Annotated in this window: 16 protein-coding genes; 7 read left to right on the top strand and 9 right to left on the bottom strand. The window is 34.7% G+C overall.

Features of this window, described 5'->3' with window-relative positions:
* The first annotated feature begins 102 nt into the window (after positions 1-102).
* Positions 103-486, top strand: coding sequence for a hypothetical protein (locus TERY_RS11580; RefSeq protein ID WP_011612006.1), 384 nt, complete (start codon positions 103-105; stop codon positions 484-486).
* 185 nt (positions 487-671) lie between these two features.
* Here the strand turns inward: TERY_RS11580 and TERY_RS11575 are convergent, their stop codons facing one another.
* From TERY_RS11575 to TERY_RS34990, 7 genes are all read right to left on the bottom strand, one after another.
* Positions 672-4,031 (bottom strand): DEAD/DEAH box helicase family protein, encoded by a 3,360-nt coding sequence (locus tag TERY_RS11575; RefSeq protein ID WP_011612005.1) that lies wholly within the window; start codon positions 4,029-4,031, stop codon positions 672-674.
* 16 nt (positions 4,032-4,047) lie between these two features.
* The gene (locus TERY_RS11570) at positions 4,048-5,256 is read right to left on the bottom strand and encodes a restriction endonuclease subunit S (RefSeq protein WP_011612004.1); all 1,209 of its coding nucleotides are present in this window, start codon (positions 5,254-5,256) and stop codon (positions 4,048-4,050) included.
* A gap of 57 nt (positions 5,257-5,313) precedes the next feature.
* Positions 5,314-5,700: a hypothetical protein gene (locus TERY_RS11565; protein ID WP_011612003.1), complete on the bottom strand. Its 387-nt coding sequence runs from the start codon at positions 5,698-5,700 to the stop codon at positions 5,314-5,316.
* A 146-nt stretch (positions 5,701-5,846) separates the two neighbouring features.
* The gene (locus tag TERY_RS11560; protein ID WP_011612002.1) at positions 5,847-6,179 is read right to left on the bottom strand and encodes a DUF4365 domain-containing protein; all 333 of its coding nucleotides are present in this window, start codon (positions 6,177-6,179) and stop codon (positions 5,847-5,849) included.
* A gap of 160 nt (positions 6,180-6,339) precedes the next feature.
* The gene (locus tag TERY_RS11555; RefSeq protein ID WP_011612001.1) at positions 6,340-7,821 is read right to left on the bottom strand and encodes an N-6 DNA methylase; all 1,482 of its coding nucleotides are present in this window, start codon (positions 7,819-7,821) and stop codon (positions 6,340-6,342) included.
* Between the two features lie 505 nt (positions 7,822-8,326).
* Positions 8,327-11,950 carry an adenylate/guanylate cyclase domain-containing protein gene (locus tag TERY_RS25220; RefSeq protein WP_011612000.1) on the bottom strand — a complete coding sequence of 1,208 codons (3,624 nt, stop codon included), beginning with the start codon at positions 11,948-11,950 and terminating at the stop codon, positions 8,327-8,329.
* 822 nt (positions 11,951-12,772) lie between these two features.
* On the bottom strand, positions 12,773-13,165 hold the full coding sequence (locus TERY_RS34990; RefSeq protein WP_011611999.1) for a Rid family detoxifying hydrolase: 393 nt from the start codon (positions 13,163-13,165) through the stop codon (positions 12,773-12,775).
* Between the two features lie 781 nt (positions 13,166-13,946).
* Here TERY_RS34990 and TERY_RS11540 point away from each other — a divergent pair.
* The 6 genes from TERY_RS11540 (at position 13,947) to TERY_RS11515 (ending at position 18,992) form a co-directional block, all read left to right on the top strand.
* Positions 13,947-14,111, top strand: coding sequence for a hypothetical protein (locus TERY_RS11540; protein ID WP_155994400.1), 165 nt, complete (start codon positions 13,947-13,949; stop codon positions 14,109-14,111).
* A gap of 354 nt (positions 14,112-14,465) precedes the next feature.
* Entirely contained in the window at positions 14,466-16,277 is a 1,812-nt protein-coding gene (locus tag TERY_RS36790; RefSeq protein ID WP_011611998.1) for an SUMF1/EgtB/PvdO family nonheme iron enzyme, read from the top strand.
* A gap of 978 nt (positions 16,278-17,255) precedes the next feature.
* Positions 17,256-17,474 (top strand): hypothetical protein, encoded by a 219-nt coding sequence (locus TERY_RS11525; protein ID WP_044136749.1) that lies wholly within the window; start codon positions 17,256-17,258, stop codon positions 17,472-17,474.
* Positions 17,475-18,015: 541 nt separating this feature from the next.
* Entirely contained in the window at positions 18,016-18,417 is a 402-nt protein-coding gene (locus TERY_RS11520) for a hypothetical protein (protein WP_044136746.1), read from the top strand.
* 195 nt (positions 18,418-18,612) lie between these two features.
* Positions 18,613-18,783: a hypothetical protein gene (locus TERY_RS32905; protein ID WP_155994399.1), complete on the top strand. Its 171-nt coding sequence runs from the start codon at positions 18,613-18,615 to the stop codon at positions 18,781-18,783.
* A 5-nt stretch (positions 18,784-18,788) separates the two neighbouring features.
* A complete protein-coding gene (locus TERY_RS11515) occupies positions 18,789-18,992 on the top strand; it encodes a hypothetical protein (protein WP_044136745.1) in 204 nt (67 codons plus the stop codon).
* 548 nt (positions 18,993-19,540) lie between these two features.
* Here TERY_RS11515 and TERY_RS11510 read toward each other — a convergent pair.
* Both TERY_RS11510 and TERY_RS11505 read right to left on the bottom strand, forming a co-directional pair.
* Positions 19,541-20,341, bottom strand: a complete 801-nt coding sequence (locus TERY_RS11510) for an ABC transporter permease (RefSeq protein ID WP_011611995.1) — start codon at positions 20,339-20,341, stop codon at positions 19,541-19,543.
* A gap of 790 nt (positions 20,342-21,131) precedes the next feature.
* On the bottom strand, positions 21,132-22,214 hold the full coding sequence (locus TERY_RS11505; protein WP_011611994.1) for an ATP-binding cassette domain-containing protein: 1,083 nt from the start codon (positions 22,212-22,214) through the stop codon (positions 21,132-21,134).
* Positions 22,215-22,734: the final 520 nt, after the last annotated feature.

Here is a 22,734-nt window from a genome sequence, read left to right as displayed (position 1 = left end):
AGATTTTTCAAGACATTGTGATGTCAATACTCTAATTATTTATAATGATAACTTAAATAAGTCACAGTCTGAAATGTCTGAGTTGTTAGAGGAATTTTAGGTATGAGCAAAAAACTACCACTACCACCACCACCACCACCGCCTCCACTGAAACCTGAACTGGAAGAAAGCCCAGGCCCTAAACCTGGCAGTAAGAAAAAATTTACACCAATAAGGAAACTTGAGTCTAGTAGTAGTAAATTCAAAATTCCAGAATGGCTTAAGGTAACTCACATACCAGAAGGTCTCGTTACTATTGGTTTAGTTACAATGCTAGGAACTTTGTGGTTTTACAAAACTACAATTTGTGAGTATCAAAGTTCTTATCGTTTCTCAAGAAAATGTAATTACAATATCGGCTTAATTAGTCATAAAAATAATTTAATTACTGTCGGAGGTTTTCTGTTTTTAGGCGGTTGTGCCTTATTCAATAGTAGAAAAGATTAGTTATTGGACAGTACAAAGTTCTAAGAGAAAAAAACATTAGAGTCAATCAGCTAAACAGTAACTAAAAGATTTTTCACGACTGTAAAACTAGTTTTTATTAAAGGTTTTGCTGTTAGTTGGGGTAAACATAGGGATGCTTATTTACCCCTATTATTTTAATCCCTAAGACTCACAAAATATGGTTTCTAAGCTACGTCATAATCAACACTTTCATTAATCTCTGTCAATATCTCAATAATGTTATCTGCCTCTTTATCTGCAAAGATACCATCTAATCCTTCCGTGTGTAAATCTGTAAAAGGTGGCTCATATAATAATTCTGGGGACATCACTCCATTTTGAGTTAAATAGTCGATAATATTCTCAACAAATCTAATTTGACTGGTGTTAAATTTGCTGTTTAAATATTTACTAAATAATTCTTTGGCTGCATTTCTATCTAATCCGACTAACTTTCTAATAAATAGTTTTAAACTAATATTTTGACCGTAAACTTCGGCAAATATTTCCCTATCTTCTATAACTTCACTATTAAATAACATTTCTTCTAATGCTGTTAAGTCAGCGTCGGTTAAGGGGATATTACGTTTTAATTTAGCAACAGCAACATTGTTCTCATTACTCCGAATATATGCCTCTACTTTTTTCTTATACTGGAGAGGACTAAACCCTGATGTTTGGGTGGGAACGTTGACATTTTGCACTTCTCCCATTTCATCGGCAAAGTTTACATACATAATTTTTTGTTCTTGGCTATCTATAAATTTTACTAATTCTCGTAAGTCTTGCTGTAAAATTGAAACCATTTCTACTGTAATATCTCGCCACCATTCCTCTGCTTGTACTTCTTCAATAACTTGTAGTTTTGCTGCTATCATGGGAATGTTAGACTTTTGGGCGAGTTGAGAGCAAATATCTCGAATATTATCCCGGAGTCTGATAAAGTCTGTTGACTGTTTTAACAATGCTAGCTGTAATTTGACACATATTAGGTCAAACCGTTTATTTAAATGGCTCTCTTTTGGTAAACCATTGGGTAAACTTGCTAATGACTCCCCTATTATTTCTTGATCGCTTTCTCCTAACTCATTCCATCGCTCTCTCTGGGAAAACTCTTCTACTTGCTGCAAATGGGGGCGCACTAAAAAGTTATCTTTGGGCATTGAGTTAATATATTGATGCAACTCATCTAAGAGGTTATTTTTTAACTCGCCAGTGGGTACTAATTGACTCAGTTCAAGGCGTGATTTGACTAATTTTGTTGTGAGACTGTCAGGAATTTTTACATTTTTTTCGTCTATCTGTTGCTCAAAATAACTGAAGTTACTGCACAGGTCGAATACTAAAAATTCTGTTTTATCATCACCCGGAGCAAATAAGTTAGGGCATAAACGAGTACCGCGTCCAATCATTTGATTGAATTTTATCCGAGAATAGACTGGTTTGAAAAATACTAAGTTAACTACTTCCCGCACGTCTACCCCTGTATCTAACATATCTACAGACACCGCAATAATTGGCTGTTTGTCTGCATTTGAAAAGTCATCCAGCAAACTTTGAGAGTAGGAACTTTGGCTATCAATAATTTGAGCAAACTGACCTTTGTAGTGGGGATAATTAGCATTAAACCGTTCAGAAATAAACTCAGCATGTTTGTGGTTGCGAGCAAAAATGATGGTTTTACCGAGGCGATCGCCTCCTTCTACTTTTAGCCCCCGCTCCATTAATAACTGTAGCGCTTGGTCTACGGTACTAATATTAAATAACCAAGTATTAAGAGCTGTAGCATTAATTTTGTCCGGCACTTCCCCAGTTTCTGCATCAGCAAACCGTTCCTCATAGGCTGTCTTTTCCTCTGGTTGCAGTTCTGAATATCTAATACCTGCCCGCATAAACTTAAAGGGAACTTCGACACCACTGGGAGGAACGAGATAACCGTCTTTGATGGCGCTGTCTAATTCATAAGCAAAGGTGGGAACCCCAGGCTCTAAGTCAAAAATACTGTAAGTGTCCCGGTCTACTTCATTGCGGGGTGTAGCTGTTAAACCTAAAAGTAGAGCATCGAAATATTGAAATATTTGCCGATATTTGCGATAGATGGAACGGTGTGCTTCATCTACTATAACTAAATCAAAATATCCAGGACTGAATAAGCGTTTATCTCCATCAGTTGCGTTGATGCGGTTGCTGATGGTGGGGTAGGTGGAAAAGACAATGGTGGCGTTTTCTGCGTCTTGTTTTTTTTCGGTTAGGTTTGCAGTGGTAATACTGTTAAGGTTACTGTTAAAGACACCTTGGGCTTGAGTTAAGAGGACGTTGCGGTCCGCTAAAAATAAGACTCGTTTCACCCAGTTGGCTCGTTCCAATAATTCTACAATACTGACGGCTGTCCGAGTTTTACCTGTTCCTGTTGCCATGACTAATAATGCTTTACGCTGTTTGTTGTCAAATATTTCTTTGATGCAACAGATAGCTTCTTTTTGATAACAACGTCCGGCGATGTCGGGGTTGACATCCAGGGTATGGAGGGGTTGACGATGACTCCGGCGGAATATTAAACGCTCTAGTTCGTCTTTTTTGAGAAAGCCTTGAATGGGGCGGGGTGGATAGTTAAAATCATCCCATATCCAATGCTCATAACCGTTGCTGTAGAAAATGACGGGGCGGTGGTTAAATTCTGCTTGCAGACAGTCGGCGTATAGTTTGGCTTGATGTTGTCCTGTTTGGGGACTCTTGCGAGTGCGTTTTGCTTCTACTATTGCTAAAGGGTTGCCGTCATCTCCCCAAAATACATAGTCAATTTTACCTTTTCCTGTTTCGTTAGGCATTCCTGTGACTTGGTATTCTGTAGACTCTGGCAGATGTATCGGCCAACCAGCTTCTTTGAGTAAAATATCAAGTAAGTAGGTGCGGGTATCGGCTTCGTTGTAGTCGTGGCGATCGCTTTTGGTCTGGTTTTGTTGTTTGAGTTGGGCGAGTTCGGCTTTTGCTGTTTCTAGTTCTGCGGTGGTTTGTTTTTCTTTTTGTTCGGCGATGCGTTGCATTTCTTGGGCGGTAGAAAGTTGGGTTTCGAGTTGTTGGAGTTTATCGAGGGTGAGGTCTGACTTAGTTGTGCTTGTGGGAATGAGGTCGGGGTTGAATTTGAGGTTAGGGAGGTTTTTGCCGTCGGGGCTGTAGTAGCGGGTGAGCCAGTAGAGGAAGTGATAGAGTTCTTGGATGAGGTAACGAGCATCTTTGGAGGTGATGGGTTTGGGGTCGTGGGCTGCTGCGTTGCCTATTTTGTGAATGATGCGGAGTTTGGGGAAAAGGTTGTTTTGGAGGTTGTCTTTAAAGGTTTGCTCGTGAATTAATGCCCCTAAGTTGTAGGTCTTGGGGAGCTCTAGGTAAGGATTATTTTCGTAGAGCCAGATAACCGCTTGTTCTAAGGTGTAGCGGGTGTAGAAGCAACTGGCCCGGGGGGCGTTGTTGATTAATGTTTCTGCCTGGGTGGCGGTTTGGTGTAGTTTGGGGTAGTGGGGTTTGAGAAAGTCAAAGTTTGAGGTCATGGGTTTTTTCCTTTTATTATAGTTGGCCTTTGAATGCGCGTTGTAACAGGGAGTTAAATAGGTTGTTGGATTCTGTGAGGTAGTTAGACTCTTTTTGCTTTGTCAATTCAACATTTTCAGTAAAGTTGACAAACTGGGATTGCAGGTTTATATGGGGAATTGTTAACCTCAAAGCTTTAAGGTTTGTTGTGTTAAAAACTGCAACTGTAGCACCTGGTGACATTCTTTTTATCTCTTCAATCAGGGGATTAGAGTGATTTAAAGCATAGGACAAATATTTAGGAAGCATTTTGTTAGTATTTAAGGAAACTTTCAGCAAGTTAGGTCCAAGGATACTTCTAGGGATATCAGGTGGTGCGACACAAGTTCTTCCAACTGTTCCAGTTCTTGAAATCAGAACGTCCTCATCCTGGATAGAAAAGCTTTTTAATTGCTCGTACTTTTCAGTAGTAATATACTTGGGTTTGGCCCAAACAAACTCATTTTTTTGAACATTGTCTATTCCGTATACTGGAATACCATCTTTGACAAACTCGCTTATAAGTAGTTGGCTACCAAAAGGTCCGCATTTTATAGCCCCCTTGCGTTTTAATGCAACTTCCTCTAATTTTTTTACCTCCCACCCCTTCGGATTAATAACAGGGTCGCCGAACATCTCCAGGAATGTAGAACGCAATAATTCATCTGTTAGAGCGATCGCTTGTTGTCTCTTTCGTCTGATAGCATCAGCTTGGTCGAGTATTGCAGCTATTCGGCGCTGTTCTTCTATTGGGGGGAGGGGGATTTTGAGCTTTTTGATACAACCAAGACTTAGGTTAGAAATAGTTGCTGTCACTTTTGAACCTGTAATTTGTCGAAACGCATCTCCTGTATTCAGCCAATGGTTAAAATAGTAGGGGTCTACATTATTGTGAAGCCTTATTATTGCAAGTGCCTGGTTGCAGTTCATTGCTGGAGCATTAGTAGGAATAACTGCGGTTTTTCCAATTGTACCAGCAATTGAAATTATTACATCTTTTTTTAAAATTCGAGAACGCGCAAGAGCTTGATCCGTTTTTGAGTCAATAAATAAAACATCACCAAGATTGATTTTACCATCTTGGATATTATTGACTCGTAGAAAAGGGATACCTTCTTTAGAAAAGCTAAAACCTATAGAAGTAGGAGTAGTTCCCTTAGTTACAATTTTAGCTACATCTTCAACAAAAACACGCTGCCATTTCATCCAATTAATCCCTTCAACTCAACAAAAAAAAACTCAATTCCTAACTCCTTCCCCATCCTACTTATCCACCTCAAAATTACAAACATTTTTCAAAACAAAACCATTATGTCCCTTCACCAAATCCCCCCCAAATAACACAGGCAAACGCTCCTGATCAGCCCTAATTCCCACAACATAATCCCTATCAAATAATACCATTTTTATCCTCTCCAACTTATTCATAACCACCCCCATAAAATCAACATCTCCACTAAGTATATCACCTTCTGGTGACCTTATCCCCACAATTAACCCCTGTATCTCCACATTAGGCAAATTAGTCATTAACTTTAGCAAAATTTCCAACTCAGTTATCCCCTCAAAATTAGCCAAATTTTCCACCAATAAATTAATACTTAAAAGAAAATCTGCAACCTCTTGATTCAATAGTAAAACCAAAGTCATATTAGAAAAATCTACCCCATTCTTACCCCAAATTATCCCCTCATTTTCAATCAGTCTTTGCTGCTTCCAACCTCCTTATTCCAAATAATTAGCCACAACTTCCCGCTGAATATTATTAAATAAATTAATATCTTTAACAATAAAATTCATAACATATCCCCTTGCCAAACCTTCTCCATAATTCCCTCTAAAACTTGAGGATTAAACATATTTTTTCTCCGAATTGAAACAGTAATATTATCCTGATTTTTCGTCACATCAGCACCCGCCAAAGATAACCAATAACCACAACCTAGAAAACAAAGAGATGATTCAGATTTTAGTAGCCATTCCTCCACCTTTTCCGGCACAACCACAACAATAAAAATTATCCGCGGATAACGATTAATTACCCTCAAATCATTATAGTTTTTCACAGACAAAGGAAAGGGGACAATATCATCATTAATAACCCCCCTAGAATTACATTTTACCAGCACATAAAGAATCGGAAAATTTTCTGGTAGTCGTGATTTTAATCAAGTTAAAATTAAATCAATTCCCAACCCATCTAAAGGGGGAGTAGTTCCTTGAAAAACACAACCCGCCACAGTAGCAACCCCTCAAATATAAGCATAACTAAACTCCTCCTTTTGCAGATTAATCTCCATTTAATAACTGCCCCAACTCATCCAAATCTTGATTAATTTCATCCTCTAATTCTCGTAACTTACCTAAAATTACTAAAGGATGCTCATATTCTATCTCCTCGTATGCCACCTCTTTATATCTATTAATAGAAAGATCATAACCATTATCTTTTATCTCATCCTTCGGTATAAAAAACGTCTTACTATTCCGGTCCTTATCTTTTTTAGGATTCCGTTTTTGCCAACTTTTAGTAATATTAGAAATGTCATTTTCTTCTACAGGTTGCCGTTTATCATCCAACGAAAAACCATCCGCCTGCATATCACAAAACCAAACAAAATCAGTACCACCCGCCCCCGTTTTTGTAAACATTAAAATCGCTGTTGATACCCCCGCATAAGGTTTAAAAACCCCCGATGGCATAGAAATAACTCCATCTAACTTATGCTCTTCAACTAACATCTTACGAACATCTTTATGGGCTTTAGAAGAACCAAATAAAACCCCATCAGGCACAATAACCGCCGCCCGACCCCCCGTTTTTAATAACCTTAAAAATAAAGCCAAAAATAACAACTCTGTTTTAGTAGTATTAACAATTTTAGTTAAATCTTTAGCAATACTTGACTTTTGTATCGACCCCTTAAACGGTGGGTTAGCCAAAACCAAAGTAAACATTTCCTCAACCCCCGCGTGGTCTTCCGATAAAGCATCCCTCGCTTCAATTTGAGCATTTTCAATACCATGCTGCATTAAATTCATACTACCAATACGCAACATTGTGGCATCAAAGTCAAAACCGTGAAACATATGCTGATAAAAATGCTCTTTGTTTCCTGGTGCATTCAAAACTAAGGAACCATTCTCATCCTTGAGTTGTTGTAAATGTTCTGCTACGGCGACCAAAAACCCAGCCGTACCAAAAGCAGGGTCACAAACGACATCATTAGGTTGGGGTGTCATCAAGTCCACTATCATCTTAATAATGTGGCGCGGTGTCCTAAACTGTCCATTTTGCCCCGCAGTATTCAGCTTAGAAAGCATATATTCATAGAGGTCCCCCTTAGTATCTCGGTCATCGAGGGGTAAACTATCTATTTGTTGCACCACATTTGCCAATAATGCCGGGCTGCCTATCATAAATACAGCATCCTTCATGTGTCGAGAGTAGGCATTATTTTCTAAAGTTCCCCCCAAAGTTTTGATAAAAGGAAAAGCCTCATCCCTTACAGCCTCAAACATCTTATCTGTTGCTAATTCCTTGAAGTGAGACCATCGACAGCTTTGTGATGCTTCTGAAAATATTAGTTTTTCTTTTACCTTTTTTAGCCGTCGCGCTTTTTTCTCCTTAACTGCTTCCTGCTGATCAAGTTGTTTAATAAATAATAGGTAAGATATTTGTTCAATAACTGACAATGGGTTACTAATACCATTGCTCCAGAACGTCGACCATAACTTATCTACTTTTGATTTTAGTTCACCTGTAATCATTTAGTTTTGTTAGTTTATTAATTCCTAGCCTTAAGAAAAGAAAACTTTTGACAATTATAACTCTAACAGAGCTTACCCAAAGACACTAATTTTAGTATAAATATCGGAAACAACTATCAAAAACATACCACATATAGAAGCAATACGTAAGTTCTGCTTAAATTATAAATTATATCAAAAAACTAAAAATATTGTAAGCCAATTCCTATAATTTACATTCCGCACGTCAAAATGTAGCATATAAGAAATGCCATTGAAAGCTTGACCTGATAATAACCATGAGGTTTGTTAGTGAAAAAAAATATTACAAAAAGTATTGATAGTTATTAGAAATAATAGAAGCTCTAATCCTCCTTCTTCCTTAATAGTATACTGGTAGTATGCTTGAAGTCCAGAATGTGGGTTAATAATTAGTGTTTAACCTTATAAAAACTTTTAGGTAGTGGATCAGTAAAGTGTGGGATAAGTATAATAAGGGTTGGAAATTTTTTTCCTGTAATTAGAATTATCCCTGATCTATAAGCCAATAAGTCATCATTTCTCCTCTACCTTTAACCGGAATATACCCTCGTGACTCTAATGAAAACTTATCTTGTAAAAGTTGATAAGTAGCTTCGGTAACTTGAATTTTACCAGGTGTTCCACTTGATTCCATCCGAGATGCTACATTTACTGTATCACCCCACAAGTCATAAACAAACTTTTTAATACCAATTACTCCTGCTACTACAGGCCCGGTGTTAATACCAATGCGAATTTGAAAAGGTTCTCCGCGATCATTTAAAAATTTCTTAATTACCTTTTGCATATCTATTGCCATTTTAGCGATCGCCTCGGCATGATCTTCTTTGGCTTTGGGTAAACCACTAGCCACCATATAAGAGTCTCCAATTGTTTTAATTTTTTCCAAATTGTGTTGTTCAGTTAATTTATCAAACTCTGAGAAAACTTGATTCAGCCTATGCACTAGTTCAGTGGGAGATATCCGAGCCGAAAAGCTAGTAAAATCCACAATATCAGCAAACAAAATAGTCACATTTTGAAACCGTTTTGCAATCGCACGTTGATTTTGTTTTAATTTTCCAGCTATCTGAGCAGGCAAAATATTCAATAATAAACTGTCAGATTTTTGTTGTTCTAAGCGCAGTTCAGTTTCTATATATTTACGTTTTGTGATATCTTGAACAGTACCTTCATAATAAAGTACTTCTCCCTCAGAATTACGAACTACACGAACATTTTCAGAAATCCACATCACACTATGATCGCAACGATAAATCTTTGATTCAAAATTTGATATAGAGCCATATTTTTCAACTTGAGCAACAAACTCAGAGCGACGCTTTAAGTCAACATATAGTTGTTTAGCAATATCAGTTACCCTCTCTTTTAACTCTGTTTCTGATGAAAACCCACACATTTTAACTAAAGCTGGATTTGCACTAATAAAGCGTCCATCAACAGTAGTTTGAAATATTCCTTCTGCGGCATTTTCAAAGATGGTGCGGTATTTTTCCTCTGCTGTTCGCAAAGCATCTAGCACCTGTTTGCGTTCTGTAATATTATGCGCTACCCAAATTACACAGTTATCTGGTAATGGTGAAACGTTAGCAGTAAACCAAGCTTTATTAGGTTGAGAAATAGAAGAATAATGATCGGGATGGGATTGGTAAGATTGGTAATTAGACATTTCGCATGATAGACTATGTATATCATTATCCTGTTGATGATCAGATAGAAATAGACTATATTCTACATTCACAGTTTCCTGGGTATTCAGCACCCGTTGAATATTAATCATAAATAAGCTAGCTTGCTGAGGGGGCAAAACCTCATCAACACTTTTGCCAATCAATTCATTGGTAGGAGTATATAATACCTTAGAATTAGTAGAGAAAATTTTGACATATCTACCTTGGGAATCAAAGACAGTAACTATATCAGTCATGGCCTCAAATAACACCCGTAATTCTGCTTCAGATTCTCTTAAGGCAATCTCAGCACGACGACGATCTGAAATTTCTATCATTAGCAAACGATTTGATTCCACTAAAGCTTGAGTGCGTTCCTCAACCTTGGCTTCTAACTGCTGATTAGCTATTTGTAGAGCTTCTTGTGCTTGTTTTCGTTCTGTAATATCCTCGACAGTTCCGTCATAACGAATTAATTTGCCATCTTGATCGTATACAGCTTTAGTATTTTCGGAAATCCAAATTAAACTGCCATCTGGACGATAAATTTGTGATTCATAATTAACTAAGCGACCATGCTCCTTTAATTTTTGGATAAATTGCTCCTGGTATTTATAATGACTGTAAAGTTGATGTGGCAAACAAACCAGATCAGCAATCACTTCTTCAGGAGAACCATAACCATAAATTCGAGCTAATGCCGGGTTAGCACTGATCAAGTGACCTTCTGGAGATGCTTGGAAAATTCCTTCAATGGCATTTTCAAAGATAGTACGATATTTTTCTTCAGCTTCTTGTAGTGCTACCTCTGCATGCTTGCGGTCACTAATATCAATGCCTACAGCAAAAGCAGCTGCCCCTTGAGCATATTTGTGGCAGACAATTAAATAACTTCGGAGAGTACCATTAACCCAAGCAGATATTTCTTCATAGGCATCCTGAGCTGAACTAGCAAAGAATTGCTGCATAAATGTACTAAATTTTTCACTAGATTTGAGAAAGCCAATATTTTGACCAACAAAAGCCTCTTGGGGTAAATTGTAAGTTTTTGCTAAGTGTTTATTAACTCCTAAGTACCGTAAATCTGAGCTGATCCAAGATACGATTCCTGGCACTGCTTCTAAAATAGTTTTGAACTGTTCTTGAGCTACCCCAAGCTCTAACTCTACTTGTCTGTGTTCGGTAATATTAATTCCAACTACAAATGCTGCTTGATTATGATTATATTTGCGAGCAACTATTAAATAATTTTGGGATATATTATTGTATTCTGAAGTAATCTCAGCAGTTATTTCCTGCTCAGGACTAGCAAAAAAATCTTGAATTAAAGAATTAAATTTATAATTTTTGTTTATAAAAGCAATATTTTTGCCAACAAATTCGTCTGGTGCTAGGTTAAATGTATCAGCTAATTTTTGATTGACTTCAATATAGGTTAAATCTGAATTAATCCATGAAACCATTCCTGGAACAGCTTCTAATACTGTTTCTAGTTTTTCTTTACTAACTAACAGATTTTTTTCTGCTTGTTTGCGTTCAGTAATATCTATACCTATGACAAAAGCAGCCTTGTTTTGATTGTACTTTTGTGCAATAATTAAATAGTTTCGATCTTCCCCATCAATTTGTGATACAACCTCACCTATTGTTTCGAGATCAGAACTAGCAAAAAACCCCTCAACAAAATCATTAAATTCAGAACTGATCCCTAAAAAACCAATATATTTCCCCGGAAATTCTTCTCTGGGCATACTAAAAATATTAGCTAACTGCTGATTAACTTCAATATAGCGTAAGTCTGAACTAATCCAAGATACGGTACCTGGTACTGCTGCTAAAACTGTTTCTAACTGTTCTTTTGCTTTTCTTAATTTGTATTCTGCTTGTTTTTTTTCAGTAATATCTATACCTACTATAAAGGCAGCTTGATTTTTATGATACTTTTGTGCAACTACCAAATAGTTTCTAGGTTTCCCATCAACTACTACTCCAATTTCACGGGTTGTTTCTAACTGCGAACTCTCAAAAAACTCTTTGATAAAGTCATTAAACTCAGAACTTGTCTCTAAAAAACCAATATGTTTTCCCGGAAATTCTTCTTTGGGTAGATCAAACATATCAGCTAAACGCTGATTAACTTCTATATACTGTAAATCTGACTTGATCCAAGATACTGTACCTGGTACTGCTGCCAAAACAGTTAGTAACTTTTCTTTTGCTACTCTCAAAGCTTTTACGGCTTGTTGGCGTTTAACAATTTCTTGGATAAGCTGATCGTTTGATTCTTTTAGTGCTGCATTGCGATCTTCAATTACATTATTTAATTTTTGTCCTATTAACTGGGAATTTGAATTAGCTTCTTCTAATTTACTAACAGTTTTACGAAGTTTTACTAGTTCCTGAATTAGTTCCTCTTTAGTTTTATTTTGATCGTTCATGATTTCCAAATATTATATACTCTCTTAAGACATTTATTCAAGTTTAATTATGTATTTATTCATCAATAATTATCTTTGTTTTTAGGTGGTTTTTGAATCACTAAAATATGATAAGTTTGCTAACTAAAAATTACATATACATCAAATTTTATAAGCGATAAATTAACTTGATTAATTGATTAATTAAGCTGAAAACTTTAATTTTACTGACATCTATTAAATAAGTTGCATAAGTCAAGAATATATGAAATATTTGTTGGGTTATTTAGTAGATGCTGAGTAGATTTCGATTATGTATAGTTTATATCAATTATGTCTGTAGATTTCAGCCTCAAAAAATAGCCACGAAAAAAAATGATTTTTTACCTTGAGCATAACTAAGTACCATTATGTGAGATTTTAGTATTCTTAGTCACTGTTATGTAGATAATATCCGGAAAATTAGCAGTGTTGTGTAGGTAAAATCCGAAAAATTGGTAATTTTCTAGCAATGTTGTGTAGATAAAACACAGAAAATCAGCAATCTTTCCATTTTATTTATAAGACTATCTCCGGATCATCACTGAGAAAAAAACTTTCTGTTGGTAAATGCTAACTCTATCCTTCAAAGTGTAGTTACCCAACCATATAATAACTCATCAGTATCGACTCCTGAAGCTCCAGAAAATCATCAATGTTGTGTAAAGTAAACTCCGGAAAATCAGTAATTTTTCTATCTTAATTAAAACTCATTAGTAGCGACTTCTAAGGTATACGGATGTTGAGATGATTTTTTGCTCAGGAGGATGTTTTTTTCACCCTTCCTGCCTAAGCTTAAAATTCCTATATCACAGCAATGCAGTCAATTTCTACAAGTACGTCTTTGGGTAGACGTGCTACTTCTACACAAGCACGAGCGGGTGCGTTCTCAGGGTCGAAGTATTTGGCGTAAACATTATTGACGGTAGCGAAGTCGTCCATGTTTTTCAGGTAGACTGTAGTTTTGACGACGTTTGACCAATTAGTGTTGGCTTCAGTAAGGATAGCTTCGAGATTGGCCATGACTTGCTCTGTTTGCTTACTTACATCCTCCCTATAGACTATTTGATTAGTTTTGGTGTCGATCGCTATTTGACCAGAGATAAACAGCATTTGGCCAGTGGCAGCGATCGCTTGATTATAAGGGCCAACTGGCTCTGGTGCTTTGTCGGTTTTGATTATTTTACGGGTTATCATATTTTCTTTTATTGTCTATTTTGTGGGTTAATTATTGATGAATGTTTCAGTGTCAATAAATTTTTTTTCCTCATACATTATAGTATCAATAAAGTTTGCATTTTTTCTTTTCCATCCATAAGTTTTAGCACCAGATAAATTTGCCTTACTAAAATTAGCTTTCTATCTGATATCCTCCTACTAAATTTGCTTTTTGTAAATTTGTACTTTTACTTATTAGCTCGTTTGAAAAAAGCTAGATAAAAATTGGCATTATTTAGGTTTGAGTTTCTGATAGAATCTAAGGATTCATAAAGAATATGATGTTCAAGCATACGGTGGAATGCTTTTGGATAAATATCACCAAATTTGGATCCCTAACAATGGTAATAGTTGCCTGAAAAACCCTGCTATTAATTCTCAGTCGCCAAACCGAACACAACCGGATAATAAACTAGATAATATTGAGAATAAAGGTGTCTGGAATGAAAGCAGATAAAATAATGACTTTAATAATATATCTTACCTAGTTGATAATAATGAAAATATGTAGAGTGGAATCAAACAAAATGATGATTTAAATACTGAAATATATGAGTACGAACAACTTGCGGATATAGGTGATATTGCTGATATTGGAGATGGTGGAGAGGTTGGCGGTAACGGTGATGGTGATTAAATTGCCAGTTGTTAAATATCAATTAATTGAGGAAAAGCTATGAGCAATTAATATATTATTGGCTCTCGAGAAGGTCCGCCCGACCCTAATATGAGAATTAATCATTGTCTAAACTATAGTGTTTTGGCGACAGAACAACAGGTTCAGTTTCTCCAGTTTCCTTTGAAAAATCAGGGCTTTTTTAATAAAGTTGGTAATTTTTTAGCAGGAGTTGTCGGAAGTCTTCCTACGACTGAGGGTGTTGGTACACAAACTTTTACTAATAATTCTCTTCCTGGTGGAGGATAACCTCATATAGCGCTTGGTGCGTAAGTCCTGTTATTTTTAGGATAACCAATTCCAGGTTTTCTCAACTCTCCATGGAAAACTATAGATGCTGTAAGGCTTTTCCCATAAAACTTTCAGCTCAGTTTAGCAAATCCTTTTTTAGAAGAGCTTTGTACTCTCTAGCAGAGTAGGGACTGTTAGGATGACTATGTGTAACTTTTTGTTACGAGATTAATTTTTTTCCCGTAAGCCTTAAAATTATAACATAGCATTAAGAATTAAATACTTTTAATTTAACCGGACTTTAGGAAAAATCAAAATAAGGTTAAAATCATATTTAGTCGAATATTTGCAGAGTAAAGTTTTGAGACTATTATGCCAGAAAAACAGCGGGAAAATTATTTCATACTTTTGGGAATAGATCCAAAAGAATCTTGGTCTGATGAAAAATTCGAGGAAATTCTAATACAAAAACGTGCAGAGTGGTCGGCAAAAAGCAAATTACCAGGAAGAAAAGGGGCGCAGTATCGAGAATATTTAGCTCTAATTCCTGAAATTAAAAAGATTATGGGGGACCCTGGTCAAAGAGCAAAAGAAGCAGAAATGGCAAAGACTAGCCAGCAAGAGACTCCAGGCAAAGTAGAACAAGAAAAATTAATAACAGAAATAGACTTAATTTCTAGTAAAGGATTTATTTACGAATCGGAAATTCAAGGGTTAGTTAGAAAATATAAAAATTTTGTTCCAGAATCATTTATCAGAAATGAAATCAACAGAAACAATATTCAAATTAATCAAGATGTCGATGAACCAAATTTAGAAACTTTAGATGAAACACAATTAAAAAGAATTAAAGGGTATTTAGAGACATTAGGTTACCAAAATATTTACGAATTTTTAGAACTATCAAAAACCACGGCAAAGAACAATATTTTTATTGATAGAGCTCAGGAAAAATACGAAAAATCACAAAAAAGTGGGCGAAAAGATACGAAAACGGAAGCTCAAAGAGGTCTGGCAATAGAAAGTAAAAATATTTTTGCCACAGAAAAAACTCGTAGACTATATGATAATTCTTTAGAACTTGAGGAATATAAAACTATCAAGGACAATATTCAAAGTCTTGCTCAAATTTCTTCTGATAAGATTCTTTATCCCAAACAATTTGATAAGATTCTCAAAATAGCTCAGTCATCGGGGATAGAGAATGTAGAAAAAGCTAAAAAAGTGATTATTAAATATGCTAGGGAAAACAATTTATCCCTAGAATTTCTTGATATGAATAATGATTTATCAACAGCGATCGCTAATTATTCTAGGGAAACTGAACAAGTTAGACAAAAACAAACTCCTCCACCACGACCAAAAATTCCCATTCAGACGTTTACCACTGTGAGAGTTAACAGTAGAGGAAACATAATAAGTCGCAGTGAAGGTAAAGCAGAAGTAATGACAGAAAACATCGGTAATGGAGTTTCTCTAGAAATGGTAAAAATTCCCGGAGGTATATTCCTCATGGGGTCTCCAGAGACTGAAGCAGAAAGAGATGATGATGAAGGTCCGCAACATTATGTAAATGTGCCAGAATTTTTCATGGGCAAGTATCCAGTCACTCAAGCACAATGGCAAGCAGTTATGGGAAACAACCCTTCTCGTTTTGAAGGAAAAAATCGCCCTGTAGAAAGGGTAAGTTGGAATGACGCTACAGAGTTCTGTCAAAAGCTCTCTAAGAAAACGGGAAGAGACTATAGACTGCCGAGCGAAGCAGAATGGGAATATGCCTGTCGTGGAGGAACAACAACACCATTTTATTTTGGAGAAACCATAACGTCTGAGTTAGTCAACTATGATGGCAGGTACACTTACGGTAATGGGCCAAAAGGAAAATATAGAAAAGAAACAACAGATGTGGGAAATTTTCCACCCAATAGTTTTGGCTTGTACGATATGCACGGGAATGTCTGGGAATGGTGTGCTGATGAATGGCATGATAACTATGATGGTGCGCCTACAGATGGCAGTGTTTGGCTAAATGGAAATAAAAGTCTATCACCGCTGCGGGGCGGTTCTTGGATCAGCTATCCTTATATTTGCCGTTCTGCGGTTCGCTACTACTTTATTAGGCGCGACGTCCACAACTACATTACTGGTTTTCGTCTTGTCTGCGATGGCGGGAGAACTCTCTAACCCTTTTCTCTTTTCCCCTTTTGCCCTTTGCCCTGTTTTTCTTTTTCCTTTATTGTCCCGCTTTAGCGGGTCGATTTTTTTTTGCTACCATATAATACTACAACGTATTACATTGAAATCTATGATAGTCTGATGTCAAGTTTAAATTTATTGATGCTCTCAACTGATATCATATCTGGGTGAATACTTATACTTTGGTGGAAGGAAATAGGTATAGTGACTGTAAGCATTCAGCTGTCAGCTATCAGCCATCAGTTAGAATAAAAAATTAGCCTCCAAGAATAATTACAGCAGTTTTCATCACCCTAGACCACAGCAGAGACGTTGCAAATAGGAACCTTCCATGGAACCTCCCTACAAAGTTTTGGTTATGGTGATGTAGTTGATAAATTTGAAAAGCGCTGTATTAATAGAAAAGGTATGAAAAAAACTTAAAAAATCTGAGCAAAATATTTTGCTTCAAAGACTAAATGTACTTTTGAATAGTAAAAAATTATTACTTACTAGTCAACCAACTAGTCAACCAAAGATAGTATCATCATTATTACTTCTAGATATTCCTTTGCTTTTCCTGTCTACTCATCTGGGCAGCAAAATATCTTTAGCTATAGGTTCGGTTGACCCTGAATATTGCAAGTGGGCACAAATAATACTTAAGGCAGATAATTTTTCAAAATATTTTTTTCCTGATAATATAGTGTTGTGAGATTTTAGTCAAGAGGAGTTTGAGAAAGAAGAAAATCTAGACCAGGAATATGTCAAAGATTTAATTGCTCCGACCAAAGATAAATATGAAAAGTTAATTACTTATGTGAGTATCTTGATAAGACTACTCAGGATAACTCTGATAATTTAGTTTGGAAATTCCAGGAAGTAGATAGTTGGTTGAAGTTAAATAATTCATCAATAGATTTTATTTTTAATTGCCCAGCAGAGTCACAAGAAAAAATTAAAATTTTGGGCAAGTAAGTTCCTCGAATGGAAGAAAAAGCGCAAAGTTTTCTGGATACGTTTGGCGAAAATTCATCAATTCCAGATAGTAAAAATTTAAAACTTTTATACCTGTGGAAAGCATTGCCAATACTTGAAAATAATGGCAGCTTAACGAAGACTCTGTTATGTAAAATCTCTTCTTGTTTGCCGGATAATTTTTTAGAGATAGTAGAAACAGATAATCAGGTTTTTTTGACTTTTTAGAAACTTAATTGAAAATAAATTTATAGATTATTTAGCAGATAAAAATCTCGGGTATGACATTGTCAAGGTATTACAAAATGTTTGTTTAAAACTGATAGAAAAAAAATCTAAAGAAGGGATTGAAGATTTGCAAAATAATCCAGAATACTTCCAAGACTCTACACAAAAATATTTCAAACTGGAAAAACTAAGAATCGGTTGTGAAAAGATATTTTATTCTCAGAAATATAAATTTTAACTATGGGATTTAGCATTAGTTGGAAAAATTACGAGGGATAATTTTAAAGACTTGTTTATTAAACAACTTTTTTCGCATTTTTCGATTTTAGAGATAAAAAATTTTGAGCTAAGTAATTTCAAGTAAAATTGGCATAAAAATTTTATTGAGACAATCAATTCTTTGACTTGATATTTATGGCAAAAAAAGAAAAGTATTTTCCATATTCCTGAGATTAGTAATAATTTAAAAATTAGCAATTCTAAAACTAGTGAGCTTTATCTTACTTCTCTAAAATCTCACTCACTAACTTATGAAAAAAGTTTGCCACTATTGGAATCTGCAATAGAAAAGAGTATTAGTTTTCCAGAAGAAAAAGTGAAATTTAAACTATGTGATTTTATGGAAGCTGATAATTTTTTTAATTCCCAATATTTTCAAGATAGATATCGAGATAAATTGACAGATGAGTCTCCAGATAAATTTTATAAACAGTTTAATTCCCAATATTTTCAAGATAAGTCTTCAGACAAATTTACAGACGAATATTCAGATACACTAGAATCATATTTAACTTCAAGGTACGTTCCAGATATTAGCCGGCAAAATTCTCCAGATAAATCTCTAGCAAAACCAGATAATTCCCCAGAAAAAGTTGAATTATCGTCAATATTAAGTAAGTTAGTTATAGATAGTAATTCTAGTGCCTGGATGAGTTGGCAATAACTTTCAAATATTCTTGACAAAGACGATATAAAACGAACTATTTTTATGGATAAAATTATAGAAAAATACTTTCTTATTGAGAGGCTAGAAACATGGCTCCAATTATTAGATAATTACCCGGAAAGTAAAAAAGTAGAAACAGAATTTATGGAGAGTCAAGTTTGATATTTACTGACTCGTGAAACATTGGGAAAAATGCGAGAAAATCTAACAGGTGCTTACCAGAAATATGTAGGCAAGTTTATTCAATGGGTAAATGAACAAGACAAATTAGATTTAAGCAATAAAACTCCTCTTGAGTTAATTAGTCGAGAACTGACAGAGTACATCACTGAAATCTGGGGTTGGCAAAAATCAACTAATTAACAACTATGGAATTTGTTAAACTCAGAAAAAGTATTACCAAAATTGAAATTATTCCTAAGTCTAAAAGAATAACTTTACAGATACAAAGAACAGGAACAGATTTTTTGAATAAATTATTAGAAACAATTGACAAGATGGAGATTGACCCTAAACTGTTTACACAAAACAAAATAGAATACTATAAGTTACTTCCAAGTCTGTATAATTAAAAAAAATGGATGAAAAAAAATGAGGAGAAAAAATAGTTTCTATTAGATGAAAAAAAATTGATAAATTTGGTCTTCAAAGAAACCGGAAGGGTAACCAACAATAAATATCAAAATAATAGTAATACTGTTATATTTTATTTGCCTAATTATGAATCATAGAATCAGCTAATACGCATTTAAGATACACCCTTAGCAACTTAAAATCAGAAGTCAGAAGTTATCAGGATTTTTCTTTGAACGAGTTATACAACAATAAGTTATTTCAATACAAAAGAGTTTAACAAGCAAACTAAAAATACAGCAGTTTCCTACTCTATAAAATATATATATTCATAATTTTAAGGAATAGTATAAATTTGGCATACAACATCCCTACTGAGTATATTAAAGATAGGAATTAGAATAGGAAATAGAGAATTTTACCTGATTCAGATACAGTAATAGCAGGCAAAATTTTCAACCCTATAGTCATAAAAAAAACTTCTCTCTTATGAACCTTTTTTTTGCCTCTAATTTTTTCCCTTTAACTTCCGTATTCTTCCTGAATATTAAGAACGTTGGAACCTTAAAGCATCAATTGATTGAGCAGTTAAAAATACTCCCAAAACAACATAACTCAACAACATAATTATACTGCCAGTATCTACAAGTCCCTGAATAATATTAGTGTAATGTGTCAGCATAGATAAATGTTTTAATGCCTGTGCAAAAGGACCACTAACAGCATTAGCTACCACATCAATTACCCAGAGAAATAATACCAAAGCAAATGTCAGAATGGCAGATAAAATAGCACTATCTGTTAAAGAAGAAACAAACATTCCTAATGATAATACCGCCGCAGCTAGTAATATTAAACCCCCATGTCCTGACAATAATAAAAGTGGTGAAATAGGTGGCTTTGCTGCATTAAGAGCAATAGCCTCCAAACCCAACAATGGCAATACCATAGAAATATAAAATGTTAATACAGCTAATAATTTTCCTGTTGCCACTGTCCAGTTAGTTAAAGGTGAAGTTGCTAATAATTCTAAAGTGCCTCGTTTTCTTTCTTCCGCATATAAACTCATAGATAACATAGGCAATAAAAATAAAGAAAGAGAACCCATAATACCCAGATAAGCCTTCAAAAATTCGTAGGGTGCATCGACTGGCGGTTCTGTAATTCCTAGTTGGTCTCTAGTAGCAATTTGTTGAATAATTCCATCTGGTCCTAATAAAATAGCTACTAAAAAGTATCCTCCCAATAGCCAAAATATTCCTGTAATTGTATAAGCTAATGGTGAGGCAAAATATCCTTGTAATTCTTTTCTGTAAATTGCGATAATGTTGCTGATTATTATTAGCATTAATTTACTTCCTTCCTTAGTTACGTTTATTTATAGCAGTTTTCACTTAATTAGACCACAGTAGTAACCTTTTATGAAACCTTCTGATAAGGTTTTTGATTCTATGGTAAATTTTTGAATATTGTCTCTGCTTATTTTAGTGTAAATTTCATCTCAGTTAGGTACAGTCTTAATTAATAAATTAATAAATTAATAAATTAATAAATTAATAGATTAATAGATTAATAGATTAATAGATTAATAGATAATATGTTCGACCTACAGAGCGATCGCCTCAATTTTGTTCATACTTATAAAAATTCATTTAAACATGTTGAAAATAGTTTCTTAAAATCACTAAAGCTCTCACATTTTTGAGTATATAAAACCTCAATTCCTCCCTTTATAGAAGGTAATAAATAGTTAATTTTTAACTTTAATGAAATATTATATTTAGGGCTTGCTGATTAAATATTAAACAATTTATAGATAAAATTTAATAGCTTTTTAGGTCAAAAAAAATGCTGATTTTTTAGATATAAAAGCTTACAAATTAAACCTTTTTGGAAGAATAATTGCCAAAAAATTAAAGTGTAAATATATCCAATTACCTCCTAATTAATTCCCATTTATCCTGAGTGATAACCACTGAGTTATGAGTTATAACCTCACTCATAATACTTTTCAGCAAACCCTATTTATAGCTTTTGTGGAGATGTTTTATGTAACATCCCTACTTACTCCCTCGTCACCATCAATATTAGGGGTAAGTACTTTAATTTACTCCTCAAAAAGATAAAAAGAAGAAACCCTATTTAGTATTTATTTCAGTTTCATCTTGCCAAGGGTCAGGTAATTTATTTTTATTCTTTCTTAAATCAATATTTTCCTCAGATTTTTCCTCATCTATGACAGAACTTGTAGATATTTCAACCATAGAATTTATAGGAACTTCACCTGTAGTTAAACCCAAGAAAACATCTTCTAAACTAGCACTAGTTCGTCGTAGTTCACATAAACCTAAACCAGCAGTAACTATAGTATTAGAAATTTCTTTTCCTGGTTCCATTTTCGGTTGAGATTTTATTTGTAATCTAAGGCGGCTTTCATGATCTGACTTAATTTTTTCTATAGATTGAATTCCCGGAACTTCAGCTAATAACTTTAATCCTGTTTCTATATCCTCAGTTTCTCCCTCAATTTCCACTTCATACCCCCACCCACTTGCTAACTTATTACTCATTTCTTCGGGACTACCCGTAGCTACAATTTCACCCTGATTAATAATTGCAACTCGATTACAAGTCATACTAACTTCCGGTAAAATATGAGTAGATAAAATAATTGTATGCTCTTCAGCCAAACTTTTAATTAAATTTCTGACTTCAATAATTTGTCTAGGGTCAAGACCAACAGTAGGTTCATCTAATATAATTACTTGGGGATCATGCACCAAAGCTTGAGCAATACCAACCCTTTGTTTATATCCTTTCGATAGTTTTCTAATCAATTCTTTACGCTTATTTAATAAGCCACATCTTTGTATAGCTAAGTTCACTTTAGAAGAGCGTTCCCCCGCAGGAACTCGCTTAATTCTAGTTACAAAAAATAAAAATCCTTCCACCGTCATTTCTGGATATAAAGGTGGTATTTCTGGCAAATAACCAATCAATTGTCGTACTGCCATCGAATTTTCATGAACATCATAACCAGCAATTTTAGCTGTGCCACTTGTAGCCGGCAAATATCCAGCTAAGATTCGCATTGTTGTAGTTTTACCTGCACCATTAGGACCTAAAAATCCCAGTATTTCTCCCTGTTGTACCATAAAAGATACTTCCTTCAGTGCTGAGTTTGAACCATACATTTTGCTTAAATTTTCAACTTCAATCATTATAACTGTATACCCCTTAAAAAAAACACTTTAAATTGGAAATACCCAATTACCAAATCAATAAAAAATTGAAAAAATAGAGTGAATAGGATGTAATAAAAAATTGAGAAAAACTAATATCTAACATTAAATATTAGCAACCCTATCTTTTTGTACTTTTAACCTATTACTTGCAGAAAAAAAAATTAGTTTAACTTTGAATCTAAATATACAGCAAATAAGGAGCAAATGATGTACACAGTAAATAGTGAAAATCATGTAGTTTAGGTATCTTTCCCCTGTAGCTGTAGCTGATAATAATAGAAAGTGCTGTATTTTAAAAATCAAAACTATACTAAGTACACTAACAGCAATCACACTTTTTCTATCTACCCATCAACATCATTTCAAGCTAACCCCACATCTCCCATATCATCGGAGAATTATACCCCAACAAAACAAACAACTGAGACCAAACAACCAAAAAATATATACCAATAGGCCAAAGAAGAGCTATCTAAAGACTTCTATGCACTGTATC

The sequence above is a fragment of the Trichodesmium erythraeum IMS101 genome, from assembly GCF_000014265.1.
GTDB classification, from domain to species: domain Bacteria; phylum Cyanobacteriota; class Cyanobacteriia; order Cyanobacteriales; family Microcoleaceae; genus Trichodesmium; species Trichodesmium erythraeum.
Note: the sequence above shows the minus strand (reverse complement) of the source record. Positions and strands in the feature narration are given on the sequence as shown.